The sequence below is a fragment of the Desulfovibrio sp. JY genome (assembly GCA_021730285.1).
Classification (GTDB): Bacteria; Desulfobacterota; Desulfovibrionia; order Desulfovibrionales; family Desulfovibrionaceae; genus Solidesulfovibrio.
Genome location: CP082962.1, coordinates 3995671 through 4019350, shown reverse-complemented (window position 1 = coordinate 4019350; position 23680 = coordinate 3995671). Strand labels below are relative to the sequence as shown.

18 protein-coding genes are annotated in these 23680 nt (G+C 64.7%); 15 read left to right on the top strand and 3 right to left on the bottom strand.

Going from position 1 to position 23680, the window contains the following annotated elements; all coding sequences use genetic code 11:
• The first annotated feature begins 3 nt into the window (after positions 1–3).
• The 14 genes from K9F62_18010 to moaC all read left to right on the top strand — a co-directional run bounded on the left by K9F62_18010 (position 4) and on the right by moaC (position 18765).
• Entirely contained in the window at positions 4–507 is a 504-nt protein-coding gene (locus K9F62_18010; GenBank protein ID UJX40567.1) for a PH domain-containing protein, read from the top strand.
• 69 nt (positions 508–576) lie between these two features.
• The gene (locus K9F62_18005) at positions 577–2031 is read left to right on the top strand and encodes a HAMP domain-containing histidine kinase (protein UJX40566.1); all 1455 of its coding nucleotides are present in this window, start codon (positions 577–579) and stop codon (positions 2029–2031) included.
• A 1-nt stretch (position 2032) separates the two neighbouring features.
• The gene (locus tag K9F62_18000; GenBank protein UJX40565.1) at positions 2033–2647 is read left to right on the top strand and encodes a hypothetical protein; all 615 of its coding nucleotides are present in this window, start codon (positions 2033–2035) and stop codon (positions 2645–2647) included.
• A 34-nt stretch (positions 2648–2681) separates the two neighbouring features.
• Positions 2682–4052 carry a sigma-54 dependent transcriptional regulator gene (locus tag K9F62_17995; GenBank protein UJX43244.1) on the top strand — a complete coding sequence of 457 codons (1371 nt, stop codon included), beginning with the start codon at positions 2682–2684 and terminating at the stop codon, positions 4050–4052.
• Between the two features lie 131 nt (positions 4053–4183).
• On the top strand, positions 4184–4915 hold the full coding sequence (locus K9F62_17990; GenBank protein UJX40564.1) for an ABC transporter permease: 732 nt from the start codon (positions 4184–4186) through the stop codon (positions 4913–4915).
• A 49-nt stretch (positions 4916–4964) separates the two neighbouring features.
• The gene (locus K9F62_17985; protein ID UJX40563.1) at positions 4965–5705 is read left to right on the top strand and encodes an ABC transporter ATP-binding protein; all 741 of its coding nucleotides are present in this window, start codon (positions 4965–4967) and stop codon (positions 5703–5705) included.
• Positions 5706–5711: 6 nt separating this feature from the next.
• Positions 5712–10736, top strand: a complete 5025-nt coding sequence (locus K9F62_17980) for an ABC transporter permease (GenBank protein UJX40562.1) — start codon at positions 5712–5714, stop codon at positions 10734–10736.
• On the top strand, positions 10733–12715 hold the full coding sequence (locus K9F62_17975; protein UJX40561.1) for a hypothetical protein: 1983 nt from the start codon (positions 10733–10735) through the stop codon (positions 12713–12715). Before K9F62_17980 ends, K9F62_17975 begins: the two co-directional genes overlap by 4 nt.
• Before the next feature lie 153 nt (positions 12716–12868).
• Positions 12869–14827 (top strand): OPT/YSL family transporter, encoded by a 1959-nt coding sequence (locus K9F62_17970; GenBank protein ID UJX40560.1) that lies wholly within the window; start codon positions 12869–12871, stop codon positions 14825–14827.
• Between the two features lie 20 nt (positions 14828–14847).
• Positions 14848–16257 (top strand): SpoIIE family protein phosphatase, encoded by a 1410-nt coding sequence (locus K9F62_17965; protein ID UJX40559.1) that lies wholly within the window; start codon positions 14848–14850, stop codon positions 16255–16257.
• Between the two features lie 144 nt (positions 16258–16401).
• Complete coding sequence (gene rpoZ / locus K9F62_17960; GenBank protein UJX40558.1) at positions 16402–16626, top strand: DNA-directed RNA polymerase subunit omega; 225 nt, start codon at positions 16402–16404, stop codon at positions 16624–16626.
• 9 nt (positions 16627–16635) lie between these two features.
• Complete coding sequence (gene dnaJ, locus K9F62_17955) at positions 16636–17748, top strand: molecular chaperone DnaJ (GenBank protein UJX40557.1); 1113 nt, start codon at positions 16636–16638, stop codon at positions 17746–17748.
• Between the two features lie 2 nt (positions 17749–17750).
• Entirely contained in the window at positions 17751–18179 is a 429-nt protein-coding gene (locus tag K9F62_17950; protein UJX40556.1) for a tetratricopeptide repeat protein, read from the top strand.
• A gap of 73 nt (positions 18180–18252) precedes the next feature.
• Positions 18253–18765, top strand: coding sequence for a cyclic pyranopterin monophosphate synthase MoaC (gene moaC / locus K9F62_17945; GenBank protein ID UJX40555.1), 513 nt, complete (start codon positions 18253–18255; stop codon positions 18763–18765).
• A gap of 61 nt (positions 18766–18826) precedes the next feature.
• On the opposite strand, the gene hisF is transcribed toward moaC, so the two are convergent.
• The 3 genes from hisF to mutL all read right to left on the bottom strand — a co-directional run bounded on the left by hisF (position 18827) and on the right by mutL (position 22450).
• Entirely contained in the window at positions 18827–19606 is a 780-nt protein-coding gene (hisF, locus tag K9F62_17940) for an imidazole glycerol phosphate synthase subunit HisF (GenBank protein UJX40554.1), read from the bottom strand.
• Between the two features lie 3 nt (positions 19607–19609).
• Positions 19610–20239 carry an imidazole glycerol phosphate synthase subunit HisH gene (gene hisH / locus K9F62_17935; GenBank protein UJX40553.1) on the bottom strand — a complete coding sequence of 210 codons (630 nt, stop codon included), beginning with the start codon at positions 20237–20239 and terminating at the stop codon, positions 19610–19612.
• Between the two features lie 201 nt (positions 20240–20440).
• Positions 20441–22450 (bottom strand): DNA mismatch repair endonuclease MutL, encoded by a 2010-nt coding sequence (gene mutL / locus K9F62_17930; GenBank protein UJX40552.1) that lies wholly within the window; start codon positions 22448–22450, stop codon positions 20441–20443.
• Positions 22451–22558: 108 nt separating this feature from the next.
• On the opposite strand from mutL, the gene alr reads away from it, so the two are divergent.
• A complete protein-coding gene (alr, locus tag K9F62_17925; GenBank protein UJX40551.1) occupies positions 22559–23680 on the top strand; it encodes an alanine racemase in 1122 nt (373 codons plus the stop codon).

Genomic DNA, 23680 nt, shown 5'->3' with positions numbered 1-23680 from the left:
GCCATGAGTTTAAACGGCCTCGTTTTCGAGGGAGAGGAAATTCTGTACCGGACCGGCAAGCACTGGGTTGTGCTGGCCAAGGCCGTGCTACTTTTCGTGGTGGCGCTCGTCATCTGGTCGAGCGGCCCGACCCTGCTTTCCCTGGCCCAATTCAAGGTCCCCGACGAGCTTGAGAAATTCCTGCCCAAGATCATCACCGTGGCGGTCTGGCTCGTACGCTACGTCTTTTTCATCCTCTTCACGCTTCTCGCCCTGGTGCGGCTTTTCTCCTTTTTCACGCTGCGGGTGGGAGTTACGGACCGGCGGCTTGTGTGCGACGACGCCCTCTTTGGCTCCTTTTCCCTGGACATCGGCAAGGTCGAGTCGGTCAAGTGCGAGCCAGGGCTTTTCGGCGGGCTTCTCGGCTACGGCAAGGTCATCCTCACCGCCTCGAGCAGCCAGCGGCTGGTGCTGACCAACATCCGCCGGCCCCATACCCTCGAGCAGGAACTCTTCGCCGCCAAATAACATCGGGACAGGGTTTTCCCCGCATCCCCTTGCCGCGCAAACGCCGCCCTGCCGCCGTCCCCCACCGCCATGTATCTCTACCGCAGACCCATCAAGCAATACGGCATCCTCTTCAAGCTGCTGGCGGTCTATATCGGGATCATGGTCGTGGCCTATTTCACCACCTCCACGCTGCTGATCTACATCAAGGAATCCGTCAATATCTCCCGGGACATCGTCAAGGTCCGCATCGAGGTCCTGAGCATCTCCCAGCGGCTGGTCGACAGTCTGCTGGCCATGGAAGAGAACCAGAAGAAGTACGAGATCCTGCATTCCGACGAGTACAAGAAAAATTTTCTCAATGCGCTCAACGAATACAAGAATGCCATCTGGAGCATCCTGTGGTTTCGCTACGAGGGCTTTTCCGCCTGGGAGGAGCTGCACGCCGAATTCCGCGAGGCCTTCCCCGATCTGGCCCAGGGCAAGGAGCTGGCCGGCGAGCCCTGGATCGACCAGGAGAAGCTCAACAAATGGATGCGCATCGTGGTCAGCGCCCGCCAGGACAACGAGCGGGTGCTGGAATCGGGCATGCGGGAGCTTTTCCGCATCGGCGAGGTGGCGTCCAATCGCGGTGTCACCGGCCTTGCCATCTCCATTGCCGTGGGACTGCTCGGCATCCTGTATCTCACCTATTCCTTGAGCCGTTCCCTGCGTGAGCTGCGCCGGGGCATTCGGGCCTACACCCGCGACGGGCGTCTCGAGCCCATCCGCGTGTTGTCCAGGGACGAGCTGGGCGAACTCGGGGCGGCCTTTAACGATATGACCGTGCGCCTCAAGGAAGAAGAGCGCATGCGCACGGACTTCATCGACATGGTCAGCCACGAGATCAGGACGCCGCTGACGTCCATTCGCGAATCGGTCAACCTCATGCGCGAGCGGGTGCTCGGCGACGTCAACGAGCGCCAGAAACGCTTTCTCGACATCGCCAGCGACGAGCTCCAGCGCATTTCCGTCATGCTGACGAGCCTGCTCAAGGTCTCGAGCATGGCCTCGCAAATCGTGGATCTCTCCCCGGCGACCTTCAATCCCGAGGAGCTGGTCCGGGAAACCCTGGAAAAAGCCGCGCCGGCGGCGGAAGCCAAGCTCATCCGCTTGACGGCGCGCGTGGGCCGCGACATCGTGTCCGTGGTCGGCGATCGGGAGCTTTTGGGACAGGCGCTTTACAACCTGATCGGCAACGCGGTGAAGTTTTCGCCGCCCGAGCGCACGGTGCTGGTGGGGTTGGAGATGGCCGACGGCGGCCACAAGCTTCTTTTGAGCATAACGGACGAAGGCCCGGGCATTCCCGAAGAGGAACAGCCCCACGTCTTCAGCAAATATTACCGGGGCGCGCGCACCAAGCGCACGACTGACGGCATCGGCCTTGGCCTGTCCATCGCCAAGACCATCGTCGAAGCCCACGGCGGCAACATCTGGCTGTCGAGCCTGTCCGGCAAAGGCTGCACGTTTTACTTTACAATCCCTGTCGAGGGGACAACAAGCTGATATGGTCCACCACGCGACTTCCCTGTTCGGAAAGAACCTCGCTTGGGCGCTTTGCGCCCTGGCGTTTTGCGCCGCCGTCGGCTGCGCCAAGAAGCCACCCGTTCCCGTCGCCCCCGCGCCGCCGATAGCGACGGCCCATGCGGCGTCCGTCTCCCCGGCCTGCGAACCCGACCACAATACCCTGTATGACCAGGGCGTGTGCGCCTACGACGAAGGCAAGCTGCGCTATGCCATGGCCTTGTGGCGCGAGGCGTGCACGGTCGAAAAGGATCGGACCGTGCGTCTGCGTTCCCAGTTCGCGTTGGGTGCGGTCAAGCTGGCCCAGGCCGCCAACGACACGGAGTACGCCGCGGCCCTCGACCTGCTCGACGCCTGGGCCAAGGCCTCGCCTCCCGGCGGCAACGGCGAGGACCTGCGTTTTCTGCTGCCGGCCCTGCATACGCTGCGTCCGGCCTCCGCGCTCAAGGAGCAAAAGGCCGCCCTGGACAAGGAATGCGCCAAGAAGCTGACCGAACGCGAGGCCCAGGTGCGCAAGAGCCTCCAGCAGCAGGTCCGGGCCCTGGAAACCATCCACCAGCAGATTCAGGAAAAGAAAAAGGGCCTGAGCAATTTCTGATGCCCGCCGCCGTGGCCGCGAGCACGCAATGCCAATGAAAAACGCCCCGGAACCGCGCAAGATCATCCTGGCCGTGGATGACGACCCCCATATCCTGGAGGTGTTGGAGGTCCGCCTGGTCTCGGCCGGTTACGACGTGGTCACGGCCCAGGACGGGGCCGAGGCCCTGGAGATACTTTCCTCGCGGCCCGTGCGCCTGCTCATTTCCGATATCCGCATGCCCGGCATGGACGGCATGCGCCTTCAGGAAGAGATGGTGCGCCGTGGCCTGAGACTGCCCATCATCTTTCTCACCGCCCACGGCAGCATTCCCGGCGCGGTCGAGGCAATCAAGCACGGGGCCGTGGATTACCTGACCAAGCCCTTCGACGGCCAGGAGTTGCTTTCGCGCGTGGCCGAGGTCTTCGCCAAGTTCGGAGGCGGCGAAAATTCGCTGCCGTCGGACATGGCCGAGTCCGGGCTCGTGGGCAAAAGTCCGGCCATGCGCGATCTGGCCGCGCTGATCGAGCGTGTGGCCTCCCGCGACGTCAACGTGCTCGTCCTTGGCGAGTCCGGCACCGGCAAGGAGCTTGTCGCCAACTGCATTCACCGCAGGAGCCTGCGCAAGGCCGGGCCGCTGGTGACGGTCGACTGCGGCTCCACGCCGGCGGGGCTGCTTGAATCCGAGCTTTTCGGCCACGTCAAGGGCTCGTTCACCCACGCCGTCAAGGACAAGAAGGGGCTCATTGAGCAGGCCGACAAAGGGACGCTTTTCCTCGACGAAATCGGCAACATCTCCAACGAGATGCAGCTGCGGCTGCTGCGGTTTCTGGAAAATCACCGGATACGCCGTATCGGCGACGTGCGGGAAATCCAGGTGGACTGCCGGGTCATTGCCGCCACCAACGCCGACATTTTCGAGCAGGTCTCCCAGGGGGTTTTCCGCGAGGACCTGCTCTATCGCCTCAAGGTGGTGACCATCAATGTGCCGCCGCTGCGGGAGCGGCGCGAGGACATCCCCGTCCTGGCCGAGCATTTCATCCGTCAGTTCTGCGCCGCCCAGGGCATGCCGATCGTGACCGTGCCGGCCGAGACCATGGCCTACCTGACCGCCTATCCCTGGCCGGGCAACGTGCGCCAGCTGCGAAACGCCCTGGAGGCCGGCGTGGTCCTGTGCACGGACGGGGTGCTCGCCTCGGAAGATCTCCAGCTGCCGCTCGCGGGCAAGGGGCCGCGCCGTCCGGCCGAAGGCGAGGAGCCGCTGTCGCTTGACGCCAGCGAGAAGGCGGCCATCGTGCGGGCGCTGGAGCAGGCCAACTGGGTCCAGAAGGCCGCCGCGCCGCTTTTGGGCGTCAGCCGCCGGGCGCTCAACTACAAAATCCAGAAATACGGCATCGAGATTCCCAAAAAGCGCGCCAAAAAATAAAGGCGTCGTCACCCTCACGACGCTTGACGGCCTTGGCAACGCGCCGGCTTTCTGTCAAGAATCGAAATTAACCTTTTTGTATTTCGGGAAAAAACAGGAACGTGGCGGTCTTGCCCGCCCATGGACGGTCGATGCGGCACAGGCACGGTATTTCCTCTTCCCTTGCGCCCGGTCGGGCGAAGATCGCCAGACAGGTCGTGTTGCCGTTTCGCAAGGCGCTCGAAATAAGCGTTAAAAACATCCGCGTCCGGTTTTTGCGTTCCATGGTCACGGTGGCGAGCCTCGTTTTGGCCGTGGCCTTTTTAAGCTTCATCTTGACCGGCTCCGAGATCGCTTCCGGCATGTTGCGCGCCGGAAAACCCGGCTTTCGCGCTGCGCTCATCGACGCCGGCTATGACCTGCCCGCCGTGGCGCCGCCGCCGGCCCTGGCCGCCGCCGAGGCCGAGAGCCTTGGGGCCAGCCCCAAGGAGCGCTGGATCGTCATGCTGTCGCTTCTGGTGTGCACGGTGGGCATCGTCAACGCCCAGCTCATGGCCGTGACCGAGCGGTTTCGGGAAATCGGCACCATGAAGTGCCTGGGAGCGCTTGACCGCTTCATTTTACGGCTTTTTTTGCTCGAAGCCGGCATGCAGGGGCTGGCCGGCTCGTTTGTCGGCGCGTTGGTCGGCATCCTGGGCGCGCTTCTGGTGGGCCTTGTCCGCTACGGCCTGTCCGGGACGGCGGCGACGTCCGTGGCCGGCCTCGGCCGGGTCCTGGCCGTGTCCATCACGGTGGGCGCGGGCCTGAGCCTTCTTGGCGTGGTGTACCCGGCCATCGTGGCCGCCCGGATGCGGCCCGTCGAGGCCATGCGGGCTCAGGAATGACGTTCGGACGCGGTTTCCGGACCTAGCAGAAATCGGGAGACGGCGCGGCATGGCCGAGGCGCACAATATCGTCCGCGTGGCCGGGGTGGCCAAGACCTTCACCATGGGCGCCCAGGAGGTCACGGCCCTTCGCGGCGTGGACCTGACCATACGGGCCGGCGAATACCTGTCCATCATGGGGCCATCGGGCTCGGGCAAATCCACGCTTTTCAACATGATCGGCGGCCTGGACAAGCCGAGCTCCGGCAAGGTGTTCATCGACGAGGTGGATATCGCCCAGCTCGACGCCTACGAGCTGGCCTGGCTTCGAAACCGCAAGATCGGCTACATCTTCCAGACCTTCAACCTCATCCAGGTCATGACGGCGCTGGAAAACGTCACCCTACCCATGACCTTTGCCGGCGTGCCCCAGGACGAGGCCACGGAAAAGGGGCTGGAGCTTTTGGGATTGGTGGGGCTTCGCGATCGCCACGCCCACAGGCCCCAGGAGCTTTCCGGCGGCCAGCAGCAGCGGGTGGCCATCGCCCGGTCCCTGGCCAACACCCCGTCCATCATCCTGGCCGACGAACCCACCGGCAACCTGGACCTCACCACCGGCGAAGAGATCATCGCGCTTTTAAAGCGCTTAAGCAGCGAGCGGGGCGTCACGGTCATCTCGGCCACCCACGACTACAAGATGCTCAATGTTTCCGACCGGGTTGTCTGGATTCGCGACGGCCGTATCGACAAGATCGAGGAACGCGACCAGCTCAATATTTCCGTGGGAACCATCGGGACCAGAGAGGACTGAGGGTCCATGGCGCAGGCCCTATCGCAAAAAAGCCGGGCAGTCGGGCGGCTGGCCGTCCGGGCGGCGCTTGTCGTGTGCCTGCTGTGCGTCGTCGTAAGCGCCTGGGCCAGACCGGCCCGGAAGCTCGCCAAGGCCGATCCGCGCGCCGCGGCCATGGCCGGGGCCTGGCTGGCCGCGCCGCTTGATGGCGGTTCCCTGGAGCGCGGCGTCACCCTGGCCCTGGCCGGACTTGGCGATCGCGAAACGGGTTCGGCCGGCTGCGCGGTCGCGGCCGACGCCCTGGAGGCCTTTTTCAAGGGCCTTGGCGTCGGCGACGTGGAGCGGCTGGCCTACCGTCTGCCCGTGGTGGCCCACTCACCGGCAACGCTTGCCGTTGCCGGCGGCGGCCAAGCCCCCATCGCCCCCTTGGCGCTCAATGCCCTGTCCCCCGGGACCGTGCCGCCACACGGCCTGACCGGCCCCGTTCTTTACGCCGGCAAGGGGGCCTACCGCGACTTCGACGGCAAGCTTCCGGCCGGGGCCATCGTGCTCATGGACCTCGATTCGGGCCGCAACTGGCAGGCCGCCGCCCAGCTCGACGCCAAGGCCGTGATCTATGTCGACGACAGCCCCGCCGACGATCCGGCCGACGCCGGCATGTTCAAGGACAAATTCGAGCTGACCCCGGTGCGGTTTCCGCGCTTCCTGCTGTCCGCCGCCGCGGCCCGGGAGCTGTTCGGCGATTACACGAAGCTGACCGGCGATCCGGCCGGGCCGGGGGCGACCCTTGCCGGCCAGGCCGTCTGGCGTCCGGCCGTGGCCCATGACGTCATGCTGCTTTTCCCCGGCACGGACCCGTCTCTTGCCGGCGAACTGCTCGTGGTCGAGGCTCCCTACGATGCCGCCGCCTTCGCCCCAGGCCATGCCCCGGGCGCGGACGAGGCCGGCTCCGTGGCGACGCTTGTGCGTCTGGCCAGAACCCTGGCCGCCGCGCCGCCGGCTCGGCCGACCCTGCTGGTGGCCACTTCCGGCCATGCCCAGGCCCTGGCCGGATTGCGGGAATTTTACGCCGCCCTGCGGACCAAGGGCAAATATCTGCGCGGAAGGCTCAAGGACCTCAAGCATTCCATTAAGGAAGGTAAGGCCACGCTGGCGGCTCTTTCCGCCTTGGAGCAGGCCGGCCCGACCGCGTTGACCGCCATCGCGCTAAAGCCCGGGGCAACGGCCAAGGACGAGGTCGGCGAGGATCGCACAAGGCTGTACAAGGCCTTGCTCGAGACCCTCAAAGACGAGGTGGACGGCTTAAGCACGCAGCTTATGCGCCTGCGCCTGGCGCCGGGACAAAAGGACGCGGCGGCCATCGACGCTTTGGCCAAAAAGCGGGCCGGCTTGCGCAAGCTTTTGTGGCGCGAGGAATATTCCGGGCTGACCGAGGCCGAGGCGGCTTCCATGCTCGCCCTGATCCCCGCCACCCGGGAACGGCTTGGCGTCGGTATGGCTTCGGCCGAAGTCGAGGCGGAATGTGTGGCCAGCGCCCGGGCACTGCGGCGGCTGGTCGGCGACAAGGACATCCTGGCCCAGGTTTCGCTCTATCTTTCCAGCCACGGCGAGGGGGTGGGCAGCTTTGCCCAGGGGTTCGCCTTCGATGTCAAGCCCGGGGTCAAGCCCACCCAGGCTTACGGCCGCATCAACCGTTCCCTGGCCAAGGCGGCGGCGGCCGCCGCCAGGGTCCAGGCCCTCCCGGCCGACTACTACCGCGACGGCATGCGCGACGACCGCGAACAGCCCTGGCAGGGGCTGTTGCCCGACCGGCCGCCCCTTGGCGGCGAGATAGGCAATATCGCCGGTGTGCTCGGCGTGACGCTGGCCACCGTCGGCGACGCGCGTCTGGCCTGGGGGACGCCCGGGGATACGCCGGACCGCGTCGACGAGGCTTCGCTTGCCCGCCAGTCGCGCTTCGTCACGGACACGGTCGCGGCCATGGCCGCCCCGGATTTCGCCGTTGGCGACAAACGGCCGCGAAACGTCTTTTCCACGCTCACCGGCCGGGTCAACTTCATCCGCCAGGGTGAACTGTTCCCCGAACGGCCGGCCCCGGACACTGTCCTTTGCGTCTACCAGGGCAAGACGCGGTTTTACGCCATGACCGACACCCGTGGCGGCTTCCTGGTCAGCGGCTTGGCCAACAAGAAGTACGTCCTGGACAAGGCCGTCATCGAGGGTTTCCGCTTCGATCCGGACACCGGCGCGGCCATGTGGGCCATCGACAAAAAGCAGACCGGCAAGGAGGCGTATCGGGTCAAGATGAACCGCAACGCCATGGAGACCGATCTGATCATGTTCGCCTGCGAGCAGACGACGCTTTTCTCGGCCTTTGATCCGCGTTCGTTTCGCTATTTCACCCGCATCGACCTGCTGGACGCCAGACGCGAAGCGCCGCCGCTGCGCATGTGGTTCAGCCGTCTGGACACCCTCGATTCCACCTTGCTGTCCATCTTTCTCGAGCCGGGCACGCCCTTTAAATGCATCCTGTCCGACACCGTCCTGGCCCGCAAGCTGATCCTTTTAAACGCCAGTCCCCAAAACCCCACCGGCTCCGGCTACCTGATCGACTCCTGGCCGCTTTTGCCCGCGACCGAAATGCTCGGGGCCAGGGATATGTGGGAGCTGCTCGGACCCCGCGTCAAGAATCTCGAGGACCACGGCGTGGTCAGCGAACGCATCCGCGAACTGGAGGCCAAGGGGCGAAACCTCTACGACAAGGCCGTGGCCGCCGGCAGGGACAGGCGCTACGACGCCATGATCGCCGACGCCAGGGCCAGCTGGGGGCTCGCCGTTCGCGTCTACAACGATGTGGAAAAGACCCAGCGCGACGTGCTGCTGGGCGTCCTTTTCTATATCGCGCTTTTCATTCCCTTCGCCTACTGCGTGGAGCGGGTGGTTTTCAACTACGCCGACATCCACAAGCGCATTGCCGCGTTTCTGGCCATCCTGGCCGCGGTCATCGCCGTGGTCTATCAGGTGCACCCGGCTTTTGCCCTGACCTACAGCCCGCTGGTCGTCATTCTGGCCTTTTTCATCCTTGGCCTGTCGGTCATGGTGGGGCTTATCATCTTCATGCGCTTCGAGCGCGAGATGACGTCCCTGCAACGCCGGGCCTCCCATGCCGGCGCGGCGGAAATAGGCGGCATGCGCGCCTTTACCGCCGCCTTCGTGATCGGGGTGAGCAACCTGCGCCGCCGCAAGGTCCGCACCGCGCTCACCTGCCTGACGCTGGTCATTTTGACCTTCACCATCATGAGTTTCACCAGCGTCAAGTCCACCCGGGACGAGGGTGCGGTGCTGTATGCCGAACACGCCCCGTATCACGGCGTGCTGCTGAAAAACGTGGGCTGGCGGTCGCTCCCCCCGGAGGCCCTCTCCGTGGTGCGCGACGCCTATGGCCGGGATGATGTCGTCGCGCCCCTGGCCTGGCTGGAGCTGCCGGAAAAGACCCTTTCCCCGGCCACTTCCATCCGTGCCGGCAAGGCTGTCGAAACGGTCCAGGGGCTCATTGGCCTGTCGCCGGCCGAAGGGCAGGCCGGACGGATGCGCGGAGTCTTGACGGCGGGGCGGTGGTTCGAGCCGGGACAGCGCGACGCCGTTATCCTGCCCGTGCCCATGGCGGGGCGTCTTGGCGTCGGCCCGGGCGACACGGTGACGCTTTTCGGGAGGCCCTTTACCGTGGCCGGCCTTTTTGACAGGAACGCCCTGGATACGCGCGTGGATCTGGACGGCGAATCGCTTACCCCGGTGGTCTATCCCTCCGAAGCCTCGGTCGAGGTGTCCGAAGCCGAAAAGGAAGCCGCCGAATCGGGCGATGACGTCAGGACCATGCAAAGCCGTTACCAGCATGTGGACGACGACCTGACCGCCATCATCCCCTACGATACGCTCATGGGCCTTGGCGGGCAGCTCAAGTCCATCCTGGTCGCGCCGCGAAACGCCGTCCTGGCTCTGGGCAAGACCCAGGCCGACGACGGTTCCGCCCTGGCCATGAAACTGGCCGACCGATTCGGGCTGACGGTTTTTTCCGGTCAGGACGGCGGCGTCTACCTCTACCATGCCGGCGATTCCCTGGGCTATGCCGGGGTGCCCAACATCCTGGTCCCGCTGGTCATTTCCGTTCTCATCGTGCTCAATACCATGATCGGGGCGGTCTTTGAGCGCAAACGCGAAATCGGGGTCTACACCGCCGTGGGCCTGGCCCCGTCCCATGTCTCCTTTCTTTTCATCGCCGAGGCCCTGGCCTTTGCCGTCATCAGTGTGGTCCTGGGGTACCTGCTGGCCCAGGTCTGCGCCGGGCTGCTTTCGGGCACGCCCCTTTGGGCCGGCATGACCGCCAACTATTCCTCCATGGCCGGGGTGGCGGCCATGGGGCTGGTCATCGGCGTGGTGCTGCTCTCGGTCATCTATCCCTCCCGCGTGGCCGGCCAGATCGCCATCCCCGACGTCAACCGCTCCTGGACCCTGCCCACTCCCGTGGACGGCATTATCCGAACCCGGCTGCCGTTTCTGGTGCGTGTGCGCGAGCAGGAGTGCGCCGGCGGATTTCTCTTCGATTACTACCAGACCCACCAGGACGTTTCCCACGGGCTTTTCGCCACGGCCGACGTGCGTTGCCTGTTCGATTGCCCCTGGGAGGTACCGGGCGCGTCGCCGCATCCCCGGGAGCATCATGCGGCATTTTGGGAGCTTTCCTCCTGCATGAGCCTGACCGGCACGGTGTGGCTCGCGCCCTTCGATTTCGGCATCAAGCAGGAGGTGACCATTCTTTTCGTTCCGTCCGCCGATACGCCGGGGTATTTGGAAATCGACGTCGAGTTGTCGCGGGTGGCTGGCGAGGCGGGCATGTGGAAGCGGCTCAACAAGGGTTTTGTCAACGATTTGCGCAAGCAGCTGCTCGTGTGGCGCTCCCTGGAGGAATCGGTGCGCACATCTTATGAGGACAAGGTGTTCACGCAGTTTCGGGAACAGTTGCGCCGGGCGGCCAACGCCAAGGAGGGGGCGTGAAAGCGGCCGGGGCGATACGCGCGCGGGCTGTTGCCCTGGGGCTGATCCTGGGCCTTGGCGTATGCGCCGTCACGCCGCTCAATAACCTCTATTACGGCGCAACGCCCCTGGGCGGCGGCCATTTCCCCCTGGCTCCGTTTTTCGTGCTGGCCTGGCTCACCGTTCTGGCGGCGGTGCTTGGCCGGCTCTTTCGCGGCAAGGCCGTGCTGACCGGCACCGACCTCATGATCGTGTGGATGCTCATGGTCGTGGTGTCGGGCGTGGCCCACACCGGCCTTGCCCGCACCTTTTTCATCAACCTGACCGCGCCGCTCCATTTCGCCTCGGCCGGCAACCAGTGGAACACGGTGCTGCGGCCGCTTCTGCCCGCCGGCTGGTATCCGGGCGACGACAAAGCCGTGGAGACGCTCTATAACGGTCTGGCCGGCGGCTACACCATGAGCTGGACCCAGGTGCTGGCCGCCATTCCCTGGAAGGCCTGGATCGGGCCGCTTGCCACCTGGGGCGTTTTCATCGGGCTGTGCTTTTTCGTGATGCTGTGTCTGGCCAACCTTTTTTCCCGGCAGTGGATTTCCAACGAGCGCATGAATTTTCCGCTGCTGCGCGTGCCCGAGGCCTTGACCGGGGCCGTGGACTCCGGGGGGCTGGCCGCCTTTTTGACCGACCGGTTCCTGCTGGCCGGACTGCTTGTAAGCGTCCTGCTGCACACCATAAACGGCATCGGTTTTTACGATCCCTCGGTGCCCCAGATTCCGACGCTTATCCTGGCCGGGCCGTATTTTCCCAAAACAGGGCTTTTTTCCGGCTTCACCAAGCTCAAGATCTATTTCTATCCGGCGTTTATCGGCTTCGCCTACCTGACCGCCCGCCAGATTTCCCTGAGCTTCTGGGTGTTTTTTCTGCTCGGCGGCCTTTTTTACGGCTTCCTCGACATCATCGGCCAGCAGGTGCCGTCCGCGGCCCTTGGCGTCACCTTCGGCCCGACGCTGACCATGCCCGAGGAAACCCAGATGATCGGGGCGTATGGCGTCTTTTTCCTCTTTCTGGTTTGGCTTGGGCGGGAGCATTTGTGGCTTTCGGCCAAAAACGCGCTTCGTTTCCGTTTGGGCGGCACGGACGCGGCCGAGTGGGTGGGCGCGCCGCTTTCCTTGTGGGGCCTTTTTCTCGGCGGCGGGGCGCTCGTGGCCTGGAGCGTGTCCTTCGGGATGCCGCTTGGCCAGGCGGTGCTGCTTTTCGGGGCCTTTTTCATGGTCATGCTGGTGGCCAGCCGCATCATCTGCCAGGGCGGCATCGCCTACTTCACCCTGACCGCCGCGCCGACCGACGGGTTGCTGGCTTTTTGCGGCTCCGGATTTTTCAGCCGCATGGGGCTGCTCATGGCCGCGGTCATGCAGAAGGTGCTTTTCGTCGACCTGCGCGAGTCGCTTTTGCCGTCGCTTTTCCACGCGGCCAAGGTAGGGGAGGGCAGGCGGCCCAAATATCTCTATCTGGCCGGCATCGTCGTGGCCCTGGCCCTGGCCGTCGGCATATCGTTCGCCGCCATGCTGGCCGTGTGCCACAAATACGGGCTTCGCGACCTGCAGGTGGACTGGGAGACCCAGACCGTGACCACGGCCTATGAAAACGTGCAGCGCCTGCTCGAGGCTCCGGCCGGGCCCAACGCCACCACCATCGGCTTTACGCTCATGGGCGCGGCGGTCATGTTCGCCCTGGTCATCGCCTACCAGCGCTTCTACTGGTGGCCCATCCATCCCCTGGGCTACCTGACCATGTATTCCTCGGCCATGCGCATCATGTGGTTTTCCTTTTTCCTGGGCTGGCTGTGCAACCACCTGACGCTTCGCTACGGCGGCATCGCGCTTATGAAGCGGGTACGGCTGCTTTTTATCGGCTTGATACTGGGCGATTTCCTGATGGGCGGCGTCTTCGCCATCATCGGGTTATGGACGGGACAAAGTTATTTGGTTTTGCCAAACTAAGTATTGCCTTCATACGTTGCTGTAGGAATGTGGTATGTCTACTCGTAATAATAAGAAAATTTAGGAAGGGGAGAGCGCGAGAGGGGAGAACCCTTTGTAAAGGGTTTCCCCTCTCGCACAGTCCTTTCAATATGAAAATGTTAGGACGTGCCGATGTACGACGATAAGGAACTGGCCGAATATAGGGATCTGCTCCCGACGCCGAAGCACTTTGAAGAGGGCTTCGACTGGAAGACCATTGTCGGGGCGGTCTTCATCGGCTTCCTCATGATGCCGGGCAGCATGTATTTGCAGCTCGTCATCGGCACCGGCATCGGCCCGGCCGCGCGCTGGGTCACCATCATCCTCTTTGCCGAGATCGCCAAGCGCGCCTACACCGAACTCAAGCAGCAGGAAATTTTCCTGCTGTATTACATGGCCGGCGCGGCCATGGCCTCGCCGTTCCACGGCCTGCTCTGGAGCCAGTATCTGGTCCAATCCGACGCGGCCAAGATGCTGGGCCTGACCGACCTTATCCCGGCCTGGGTGGCCCCGTCCCCGGATTCGCCGTCGCTGGCCGCCCGCACCTTTTTCCACCGCGACTGGCTGGTGCCCATCTTGCTCCTGGTCGGCTCGCAAATCATCCAGCGCATCGACCACTTCGGCCTGGGCTATGCGCTCTACCGCATCACCTCCGACGTCGAAAAACTGCCGTTTCCCATGGCCCCGGTCGGCGCGCTCGGCACCATGGCCCTGGCCGAATCCACCGAGGACCGCAAGACGGGCTGGAAATGGCGGGTCTTTTCCATAGGCGGCATGATCGGCCTGGCCTTCGGCGCGGTCTATGTGCTGTTCCCGGTCGCCTCGGGGCTCATATTCACCGAACCCGTGCGCCTGATCCCCATTCCCTGGGCCGATTTCACCCGCAACACCGAGCAGTGGCTGCCGGCCGTGGCCACGGGCATACAGTTCGACCTGGGGCTGGTTTTTACCGGCATGGTGCTGCCGTTTTGGGCGGTCATCGGCGGACTGGTCGGGCTGCTCATTACCTTCGTGGGCAACCCCATCCTCTACCACCATGGCATCCTGCATCGCTGGCGAGAGGGCATGGGCACGGTGGAAACGGTTTTCGCCAACAATTTCGACTTTTACATGTCGTTCGGCATCGGGCTTGGCCTGGCCATCGGCGTCATCGGCGTGTGGCAGGTGGCCAAGTCGTTGCGCAAGGGCGGCGTCGGCGGCGCGGCCTACAAGGCGCTTTTCTCCACCAACAAAGCGCGCGGCGACATCAACTTCTGGGTGTCCATCGGCATCTACGTCTTTTCGACCCTGTCCTACATCGGCATGTGCCTGTTTCTGGTGCCCCAGTTCCCCTGGCTTTTCTTCGTGCTCTACGGTTTCATCTACACCCCGGTCATCTCCTACATCACCGCCCGCATGGAGGGCGTGGCCGGCCAGTTCGTGAGCCTGCCGCTGGTGCGCGAGGCCAGTTTCATCGCCGGTGCCCGCTTTTTCGGCTACCACGGCATCGAGATCTGGTACGCGCCCATCCCCATCCACAACTACGGCAAGGCCACGGTGGATTTCCGCGAGATCGAGCTGACCGGCACCAGCCTTCGCGGCATCATCAAGGCCGAGATCGTGGTCTTTCCCGTGGTCATGGTGGCGAGCCTGCTCTTTTCGCAGTTCATCTGGCAGCTTGCGCCGATCCCCTCGGCAAGCTACCCCTACGCCCAGGAATTGTGGCATCTCCAGGCGCTCAACACCTTGCTTATGCAGACCTCGACCCTGGAAGGCAATTCGCTCTTTTTTCAGGCGTTAAACGGCTGGTACGTGACCGCCGGGCTTGGCCTTGGCCTTGTCACCTACCTCCTGCTCATGATCTTCGGGCTGCCGGTGCTGCTCGTCTACGGCATCGTGCGGGGCCTGGGGCAAAGCGTGCCCCACGGCCTCATTCTCGAAGTCGTGGGGGCGCTTCTCGGCCGCTATTATTTCCTCAAGCGTTACGGGAAGAAATGGCGGCAGTACGCGCCGGTGCTATTGGCGGGATTTTCCTGCGGCATGGGGCTGATGGGCATGTTCGCCATGGGCGCGACCCTTATTCTCAAGTCGCTTGGCAAGCTGGCCTATTAAGGGCCGGACGGGGGGAGGCGGTGGAGTCCGACGTCACCATCCTTATCAGTCTGCTGCAAAGCGTCAGCGTCATCATGGTCCTGGCCTATGTGTTGACCAGGACGAGGCTTTTCGCCGCCGTGCTCGATGGCCGGCCGAAGCCGCGCGACCTGCTCGTGGTCATGGTCGTGTTCGGGCTTTTTTCCATCTACGGCACGCTCTCGGGCATCCCCCTGCTCGGATCGGTCATCAACATCCGCGACCTCGGCCCGGCGCTGGCCGGGCTTCTGGCCGGCCCCATGGCCGGACTCGGGGCGGGGCTTATCGGCGGGGCCCATCGCTTCACCCTGGGCGGCCCCACCTGCTACGGCTGCACGCTCTCCACCGTGGTGGCCGGGTTCGTCGGTGGGCTCGTCCACCTGCGCCTGCACGGCAAACTGCCCACCACCGGCCAAGCCGTGGTCCTGGCCCTGGCCATCGAGGGCTTCCACATGCTGGCCGGACTGGTCCTTGGCCAGCCCTATGACACGGCCATGATCGTGGTGCGCGCCGCCACCATCCCCATGCTCGTGTCCAATGCCGCCGGCATGGCGGTTTTCGTCTACATCGTGCGCAACGAGCTCGAGGCCCGCGACACCCGCCGCATCAAGGAGGCCATCGAGGGCGAGTTGCGCGTGGCCCGGGACATTCAGATGGGCATCGTGCCCAGGATCTTCCCGGCTTTTCCCGAGCGCCCGGAACTCGAACTTTTTGCCGTGCTCGATTCGGCCAAGGAAGTCGGGGGCGATTTCTACGATTATTATGCCCTGGACGAGAACCATATTTTCCTGGTCATCGGCGATGTCTCGGGCAAGGGGGTGCCGGCCTCGCTGGTCATGGCCGTCACCATGACGCTTTTCAAGGCCTATGCCCGGCCCGAGCGCGACCCGGCGGAAGTGGCGGCCAAGGTCAACGACAAGCTGGCCGCCGGCAACGATTCGGGGCTCTTCGTCACCGCCTTTTGCGCCGTGCTCGACGTGCGCACGGGCGTGGTGCGCTACGCCAATGCCGGGCACAACCCGCCGCTTGTCCTGCGCGACAGGGGACTGGCGGACCGGGTGGGATTCCTGCCCCGGGGCGGGGGGCTGGTGCTCGGGGCCATGCCGGGCTATCCCTACCGCACCGGCACGCTGACCCTGACCGCCGGGGATTCGCTGGTGCTCTATACCGACGGCGTGACCGAGGCCATGGATGTGTCGGATGCGCTTTTCGGGGAGGAGCGGCTGCTTCATGCCTGCCGGTTCGAGCGCCACCGCGGACCGAAATACGTGGTGGACGCCCTGTTCGCGGCGGTACGCGCCTTTGCCGGGGCCGCGCCCCAGTCCGACGACATCACCATCCTGGCCGTGCGCTATCTGGGGAGCCCGGAGACGCATATCGCCCTTGACGCGGTTGCCGGTTCTGGAATATAAACTTCGGTTTCGCGTTGGATGCTATGAGCCGGGCGCACAACTTCGGTCGGACCCTCCCTCTTGACTGGGCGTGAATACGTCTTACCAAGGGGACAGTCCGCGCCGGCCAAGGCGGCGTCCCGACCATCAAGCAAGGAGAACCGCATGGCGCGCATCACAGTTGAAGATTGCCTGGAAAAGATCAACAACCGCTTTCTCATCGTACAGATGGCCATCAAACGGGTGCATCAGTACCGGGAAGGCTACGAGCCGCTGATCGAGTGCAAGAACAAGGAAATCGTCACCGCCCTTCGGGAGATTGCCGCCGGAGAGGTGTTGCCGGCCGAACCCATCCATGAGGCCGGCGTGACGCTGCCTGAAACCGAATAGCTGGAAACAATGCCCCGGGATTATTACGAAGTGCTAGGCGTTGAACGCGACGCCGATGATGAGAGCATCAAGAAGGCCTATCGTCAGATGGCCTTCAAGTTCCACCCCGACCGCAACCCCGACGATCCCGAGGCCGAGTCCAAGTTCAAGGAAGCGGCCGAGGCCTACGAGGTGTTGCGCAACGCCGAAACCAGGGCCCGTTACGACCGCTTCGGCCAAGAAGGGCTCGGCGGCAACGGGTTTGGCGGTTTCGGCTCGACCGACGATGTCTTCAGCGCCTTTTCCGACATCTTCGGAGAGTTCTTCGGGTTCGGGGGCGGCCGTTCCGCGCGCGGCCCCAGACCCCAGGCCGGCAACGACCTGCGCTATGACCTGACCGTGACCTTCCGCGATGCTGCCAAGGGCTCCGAAGTCACCCTCAAAATCCCCAAAAACGTCGAATGCCAGACCTGCAGCGGCACCGGCGCCGAACCCGGCACCTCGGCCGAGACCTGCAAGCAGTGCGGCGGCACGGGACAGGTGGTCCAGAGCCAGGGCTTTTTCCGCATCGCCGTGACCTGCCCGATCTGTCGGGGCGAGGGCAAGGTGATTACCTCGCCGTGCCGGCAGTGCAAGGGCAAGGGATACACACGGGAAGTCCGGGAGCTCAAGGTGCGCGTGCCGGCGGGCGTGGACGACGGCAGCCGGCTGCGCCTTCGCGGCGAGGGCGAATTGGGCATGCACGGGGGGCCTCCGGGCGACCTGTACGTCATCCTGCACGTCGAGCCGGACAAGATTTTCGAGCGCGAAGGCCAGAATCTGGTGTTGCGCACCGAAATCAGCTTCGTCCAGGCCGCGCTTGGCCACAAGATCGAGGTGCCGACCCTTGACGGCAACGAGACCATGGACATCCCCAAAGGCACTCAGAGCGGCGAGGTCTTTTCCATGCGCGGGCTGGGACTGCCCGTGCCCGGCACCAGCCGTAAGGGCGACCTGCTCGTCGAGGTGACCGTCGTTACCCCGAAGAGCCTGACCAAGAAACAGGAAGAACTTTTGCGCGAATTCGAGAAGCTCGACGAGCAAAAGCCTATGAAAAAGGTCAAGGATTTCTTCAAAAAGGCCAAGGAGGCCATGGGGAACTGACAATGGGTAGATTCCTCTCCCGGTTTTTGCCGCTGGCCCTTGTCGGCGCCTTGCTTTTGGGCGGTACGGCCCTGGCCGGTCCCACCGAGGACTATCGTGACGGCGTGACCGCAGCCCGGGCCGGGCACATGGACGAGGCGATTGTGGCCTTCAGCCACATCATCGACGCCGGCGGTTCGAGTCAGTCCGTGGATACGCAGAATCTGGCCAGCGTCTACAACCTGCGCGGCATGTGCCACGAGGCCAAAAACGAGACCGATCAGGCCCTGGCCGATTACTCCAAGGCCATCGAGATCGACCCCAAAATGGCCGAAGCCTACGGGAACCGGGCCATGCTCTACGCCAGGCTCGGCGACAAGGACAAGGCCAAGGCGGACGCTACGGCAGCCAAGCGCATCGACTACAAGGTCAAGGTCCCCAAGTTCGACTAGAAGCGCGTCGCGTTGAAAATACGCCGGTATTTTTGACGAAAACATTTTTTCGAGGATTGAACCAGGCTTGCCCATGAGCGAAGGCTTCACCCATATCGACGCCGAAGGCCGCACCCGCATGGTGGATGTCGGGGCCAAGTCCAAGACCCGTCGCCTGGCCATCGCCGGCGGCGAGGTCCGCCTTTCCCCCGAAACCATGCATCTGCTTTCCGAGGCCGCTCTGCCCAAGGGTGACGCCCTGGCCACGGCCAAGATCGCCGGCATCCTGGCCGCCAAGCGTACCGCCGACCTCATTCCCCTGTGCCATCCGCTGCCCCTGGCCTTTGCCGACGTCCGCTTCACCGTGGACGCGGCCGCCTGCATCGTGCGCATCGAGGCCGAAGCCTCCACCACGGCCGAAACAGGCGTGGAGATGGAAGCGCTCACCGCCGCATCCGTGGCGGCGCTGACCATCTACGACATGTGCAAGGCCGTGCAGAAGGACATCGTGCTCGGCGAAATCAAGCTGCTTTTCAAATCCGGCGGCAAGTCCGGGACCTACGTCTCGCCCGACTGGCCCGCCGGCCGTCCGTATCCCGTCGACTGAGCGTGCTTCCGGCGGCCAGGGGCTTTGCCCCTGGCCGCCGTCTTTTCCCCTTATACTTGTCCTACCACACCTGCCGGACTTTCACGCCGCGGGCGGCCATGCGGTCCTTGCATTCCTTGATCGTGTATTCGCCGTAGTGGACGATGGAGGCGATGAGTGCGGCGGTGGCTTTGCCTTTGGTCACGGCGTCGGCCATGTGGTCGGGGTTGCCCGCGCCGCCGGAGGCGATGACCGGGATGGTGACGGCTTCGGCGATAAGGCGGGTGAGGTTCAGTTCGTAGCCGGTCTTGGCGCCGTCGGCATCGATGGAGTTGCAGCAGATTTCGCCTGCCCCGAGGGCTTCCACTTTTTTTGCCCAGGCGATGGCGTCGAGCCCCATGGGCTTGCGGCCGCCGTGGATGACGATTTCGTAGCCCGAGGGGATTTTTTCGGAGACCGGCACCTGTTTGACGTCCATGCCGACCACCACGCATTGGGAGCCGAAGGCGGCCGCGCCCTGGCTGATGATGTCGGGGTTTTTGACCGCCGCCGAGTTGACCGAGATTTTTTCCGCGCCGGCCAGGAGCACCGCGCGCATGTCCTCCACCGTGGAGATGCCGCCGCCCACGGAGAAGGGGATGAAGATCTGGCTGGCCACCTTGTTCACGACGTCGAGCATGATGCCCCGGCCTTCGCTCGAGGCCGTGATGTCGTAGAAAACCAGTTCGTCGGCCCCGGCCTCGTAGTAGAGGCGGGCGGTTTCCACCGGGTCGCCGATGTCCACGTTGCCTTTGAACTTGATGCCCTTGGTGAGCTTGCCGTCGCGAACGTCGAGGCAGGGAATGACGCGTTTGGAGAGCATGGGTTAGGCCTCCTGGCAGTAGGCGGCGAAATTGCGCAGCAGATGGAGTCCCGGACGGCCGCTTTTTTCCGGGTGAAACTGCACCGCCCAAAGGCCTTTCCGGCCGTGCACCGAGCAGAAGGGCAGACCGTATTCCGTGACGCCGATGACGTACCCGGCTTCCGGCACGGGATAATAGCTGTGCACGAAGTAGAATTCCGATTCCCGGTCGATGCCGTCGAAGAGCTCGCAGGGCCGGGAAAGCGCCACCTTGTTCCAGCCCATGTGCGGAATGCGGATGGGCAGCCCGTTCTCGTCGGTGAGCGACGGGCTGAACATGGCGCATGCGCCGGGCACGATGCCAAGCGCCTTGGTGTCGTTTTCCGGGCTGTAGTCGAGCAGGATCTGACAGCCCACGCAGATGCCGAGCAGCGGTTTGCCGGCGGCCACCTGTTCGGCCAAAAGCTTGTCCAGGCCCGTCGAGGTCAGCTCGTGCATGGCCTGGCCGGCCGCGCCCACACCCGGGAAGATGATGCCCGCCGCATCGGCTATGACCGAAGGATCGGCGGTGATGCGGCAGGGGATGCCCAGGTGATCCAGCGCGCGGCGCACACTGGTCTGGTTGCCGGCCTTATAGTCCAAAATGGCAAGCATGGTCGCTCCTTTTTTGTTGCCTCCGGCGGCCAGGGGGAAACTTTTTGAAAAAAGTTTCCCCCTGGACCCCCTTCAAAAACTTTTAAAAGGGGGATGGTAGCCACACCTGCCCCTTGAAAAGTTTTTGGGGAGGGTGGGGGTCCGGGGGAGGGAACCCTTTTTTACAAAAAAGGGTTCCCTCCCCCGGGGCCTTTCCTCTCATTATTTGCCGCGTTTGAACATCTTTTCCATCTCGCGGTGGCCGAAGCGCACGGTGACCGGCCGACCGTGGGGGCAATAGTCCCGCTCCGGTGTTTTGGACCACTGGGCGAGCAGGGCCACGGCCTCGTCGTCGGCAAGTTTGGTCCCGGCCTTGATGGCCGTCTTGCAGCTCATGAGAATCCAAAGATCGTGCAGGGTTTTGGATTGGCCGGCCAGAGCGGCGCGCAGATATTCCTTGGCCTGGCCGAGACTTAAGCCCGGCGGCGCGCCGGTGATGGCGACCGTGCCCGGGCGCGGTGATTGGAGGGCGAAGCCGACGGCGCGCAGTTCGTTGTGGAGCTCCTGCAGCCGCGTCTGTTCGGCGGGGTGCAGCGTCAGTTCCACCGGAATGCCGACGGGGCGGCTGTCGCCGCGCGAGCCGGTGGCTTCCATGGCGGCGTAGATGATGCGTTCGTGGGCCGCGTGCTGATCGAGCAGCACCAGCTCCCGGCCAAGGTCGACAATAAGGTAGGTGTCGGCGAACTGGCCCAGGTAGCGCACCCCGGGCGGCAGTGACGGCTCCAGTTCCTCGGGGGTGCGGGCGCGCAGGATCTCCGGCGCATCGTCTGGCACGGCGCGTTCCTGGTCGGCGGGGAAAGCAGCCGTGCCGGGGCCGTCGGATGTCATGTCGCCGGGCTCCCCGGCCTGGGCGAGATGCCGCTCATGGCGGACCACGGCCGGCGGCTCCAGGTGGCGCACGGGCGCGGGCAGGCCGTGGCGGCGGTTGTCGGCCACGGCCTGGTAGGGCGTGACGGCAGGGGGCGGGGCGTCCTGGACGTCCTGGCCGATCGGACGGCCGGGCGAGGCTTCCCGTACCTGGGGCGCGACCGGGGTGGTCTCGTCGGGATGCGGCGCGTCGGTGCGCACGAGTTCGTCGAGAAAATCGCGGCGGGAGGCGAATCTCGGCGGTTCGCCGCCGGATTGTTTGACCCAGGGTTCGGGCGCGGGAACCGTGCGCAGGACCAGCGCCTTGTCGAGGGCCTGCCCGACGGCCCGGCGAAGGTTTAAGAAGACGACCTGCTCGTCGCGGAAGCGCACCTCGGTCTTGGCCGGATGCACGTTGACGTCCAGGTCCTCGGGCGGCAACGTCAGGAAAAGCGCCACCTGCGGGTATTCCCGGGACAGCAGCCGGCCTTTGTAGGCCTCGCGCACGGCCGAAAGCAGGAGCCTGTCCTGGACCGCCCGGCCGTTGACGTAAAAAAGCATGCGGTCGGCCCGGGACTGGGCGGAAAGGGGCTTGCCGATGAGCCCCCGCACGCGGATGGGGCCCAGGGCGTAGTCCACCTCGAAGAGCCCTTCGGTGACGGCCGGCGGCCAGATACCGCCAAGCCTCGCGGCGAGCGTCTGGCTGGCGGGGAAACGGAGCGTCGTGCGGCCACCCACGGAGAGCTTGAAGGCCACGTCGAGCCGGGCCAGCGCCGCCCGGCTGAAGGCTTCGGTGGCGCGCTTGGTCTCCACGGCCTCGGATTTGAGAAATTTGAGCCGTGCCGGCACGGCGGCGAAAAGGTCGCGCACTTCGATGCGCGTGCCGCGCGCCAGGGCCGCCGGGCCTTCCTCCACGATGCGGCCGCCCTCCACCCGGATGACCGCCCCTTCGTCGAACGCCTCGTGGCGCGAAGTCAGCGTAAAGCGCGACACCGAGGCGATGCTCGGCAAGGCTTCGCCGCGAAACCCGAAGCTCTCGATGCTGGTCAATTCCTCCATGGACACGATCTTGCTCGTGGCATGGCGCGTGACGGCCAGCGACAGCTCCTCGGGCGTCATGCCCCAGCCGTCGTCGGCCACGACCATGGCCGTGCGGCCGCCGCCGTCGATGGAGACCTCGATGCGTGTCGCCCCGGCGTCGAGGCTGTTTTCAACAAGTTCCTTGAGAACGCTGGCCGGGCGTTCGACCACTTCGCCGGCGGCGATCTGGTTTTGCAGTTCGGGCGGCAGGACGCGAATGGTGCGGTGTTTGACGGCGCTTGGCATGGCTCCTTTTTACGGCATCTCGACGCGAAGGGCCAGTGGGCCGCAAACGCTGGAAAAGCGGCGGCGATGGGCGTAGAAACCAGGCCCGCGTCGACAAGGAGAAACGCCATGACCATCGCCTACAATTACCTGCGCACAAAGGTGCGCCTGGATAACATCGTCGCCAACTACAAGCACCTGTGCAGCTTCGGCGGCCATGTCCTGGCCGTCATCAAGGCCGACGCCTACGGCCACGGCCTCATCGAGACGGCCCAGGCCCTGGCCGGGGCCGGCTGCGACGCCTTTGCCATCGGCTCCGTGCCCGAGGGCGCGGCGCTTCGCCAAAGCGGCTGCGACGGGGCCATCGTGTCCCTGGTCGGACCGCTCCTGCCCGAGGACGACGCCATGGTCCTCGATTTTGATGTCACGCCTTTCGTGCATGATTTCGACCAGCTGGCGCGGCTTGCCGCCCTGGCCGCCGGGCAGGGCAAAAAGGCCCAGGTGGCGCTCAAGTTCGACACGGGCATGGCCCGGTTGGGTTTTTGCGAGTGCGACGTGCCGCATCTGCTGGAAACGCTTGCGGGCATGCCGGCCATCGAAGTGGTCATGGTCAGCTCGCACCTGGCCACGGCCGACGACCCCAATGCCTTCGATTTCGTGGGCGAGCAGGGGAGCAAATTCGCCCGCATCTGCCAGGGGCTGCGCGACGGCGGGCTGACCTTCGAGGCCTCGCTTTGCAATTCGGCCGGCATCCTGGCCCATGCGTCCAATTTTGGTTTCGAGGCCCGTCGGGCCGGTATTGCGCTCTACGGCGTCAATCCCTTCGCGGGCACGGCGCGCGAGCCGCTCGGCGCGGGGCTCGTCCCGGCCATGGAGACGACGACGCGTATCGTTTCGGTGCACGACCTGGCCTGCGGCTGTTCCATCAGCTACGGCCGGACCTACACGGCCGAGCGCGACATGCGGGTGGCCATCGTGGCGGCGGGCTACGCCGACGCCTACAGCCGGGGACTGTCCAACCGGGGCTACATGTGTCTGGCCGGCAGGCGCGTGCCCATCGTCGGCCGGGTGTGCATGCAGCTCACCGCCGTCGACATCACGGGCGTGGACGCCGCGCCGGGGGATGTGATCCACCTGCTCGGCGGCGAGGGACCGGGCACGATTACGGCCGACGACCTGGCCACCTGGTGGGAGACGATCCCCTACGAGGTGTTCTGTTTGTTCGGCCTCAATCCGCGCGAGTATTGCTAG

Coding starts and splice junctions, on each gene's coding strand:
- K9F62_17950 (UJX40556.1), top strand. CDS start 17,751: ATGGGTAGATTCCTCTCCCGGTTTTTGCCGCTGGCCCTTGTCGGCGCC.
- K9F62_18000 (UJX40565.1), top strand. CDS start 2,033: ATGGTCCACCACGCGACTTCCCTGTTCGGAAAGAACCTCGCTTGGGCG.
- hisF (UJX40554.1), bottom strand. CDS start 19,606: ATGCTCTCCAAACGCGTCATTCCCTGCCTCGACGTTCGCGACGGCAAG.
- moaC (UJX40555.1), top strand. CDS start 18,253: ATGAGCGAAGGCTTCACCCATATCGACGCCGAAGGCCGCACCCGCATG.
- K9F62_17995 (UJX43244.1), top strand. CDS start 2,682: ATGAAAAACGCCCCGGAACCGCGCAAGATCATCCTGGCCGTGGATGAC.
- K9F62_17970 (UJX40560.1), top strand. CDS start 12,869: ATGTACGACGATAAGGAACTGGCCGAATATAGGGATCTGCTCCCGACG.
- dnaJ (UJX40557.1), top strand. CDS start 16,636: ATGCCCCGGGATTATTACGAAGTGCTAGGCGTTGAACGCGACGCCGAT.
- alr (UJX40551.1), top strand. CDS start 22,559: ATGACCATCGCCTACAATTACCTGCGCACAAAGGTGCGCCTGGATAAC.
- mutL (UJX40552.1), bottom strand. CDS start 22,450: ATGCCAAGCGCCGTCAAACACCGCACCATTCGCGTCCTGCCGCCCGAA.
- K9F62_18005 (UJX40566.1), top strand. CDS start 577: ATGTATCTCTACCGCAGACCCATCAAGCAATACGGCATCCTCTTCAAG.
- hisH (UJX40553.1), bottom strand. CDS start 20,239: ATGCTTGCCATTTTGGACTATAAGGCCGGCAACCAGACCAGTGTGCGC.
- K9F62_18010 (UJX40567.1), top strand. CDS start 4: ATGAGTTTAAACGGCCTCGTTTTCGAGGGAGAGGAAATTCTGTACCGG.
- K9F62_17990 (UJX40564.1), top strand. CDS start 4,184: ATGCGGCACAGGCACGGTATTTCCTCTTCCCTTGCGCCCGGTCGGGCG.
- K9F62_17985 (UJX40563.1), top strand. CDS start 4,965: ATGGCCGAGGCGCACAATATCGTCCGCGTGGCCGGGGTGGCCAAGACC.
- K9F62_17980 (UJX40562.1), top strand. CDS start 5,712: ATGGCGCAGGCCCTATCGCAAAAAAGCCGGGCAGTCGGGCGGCTGGCC.
- rpoZ (UJX40558.1), top strand. CDS start 16,402: ATGGCGCGCATCACAGTTGAAGATTGCCTGGAAAAGATCAACAACCGC.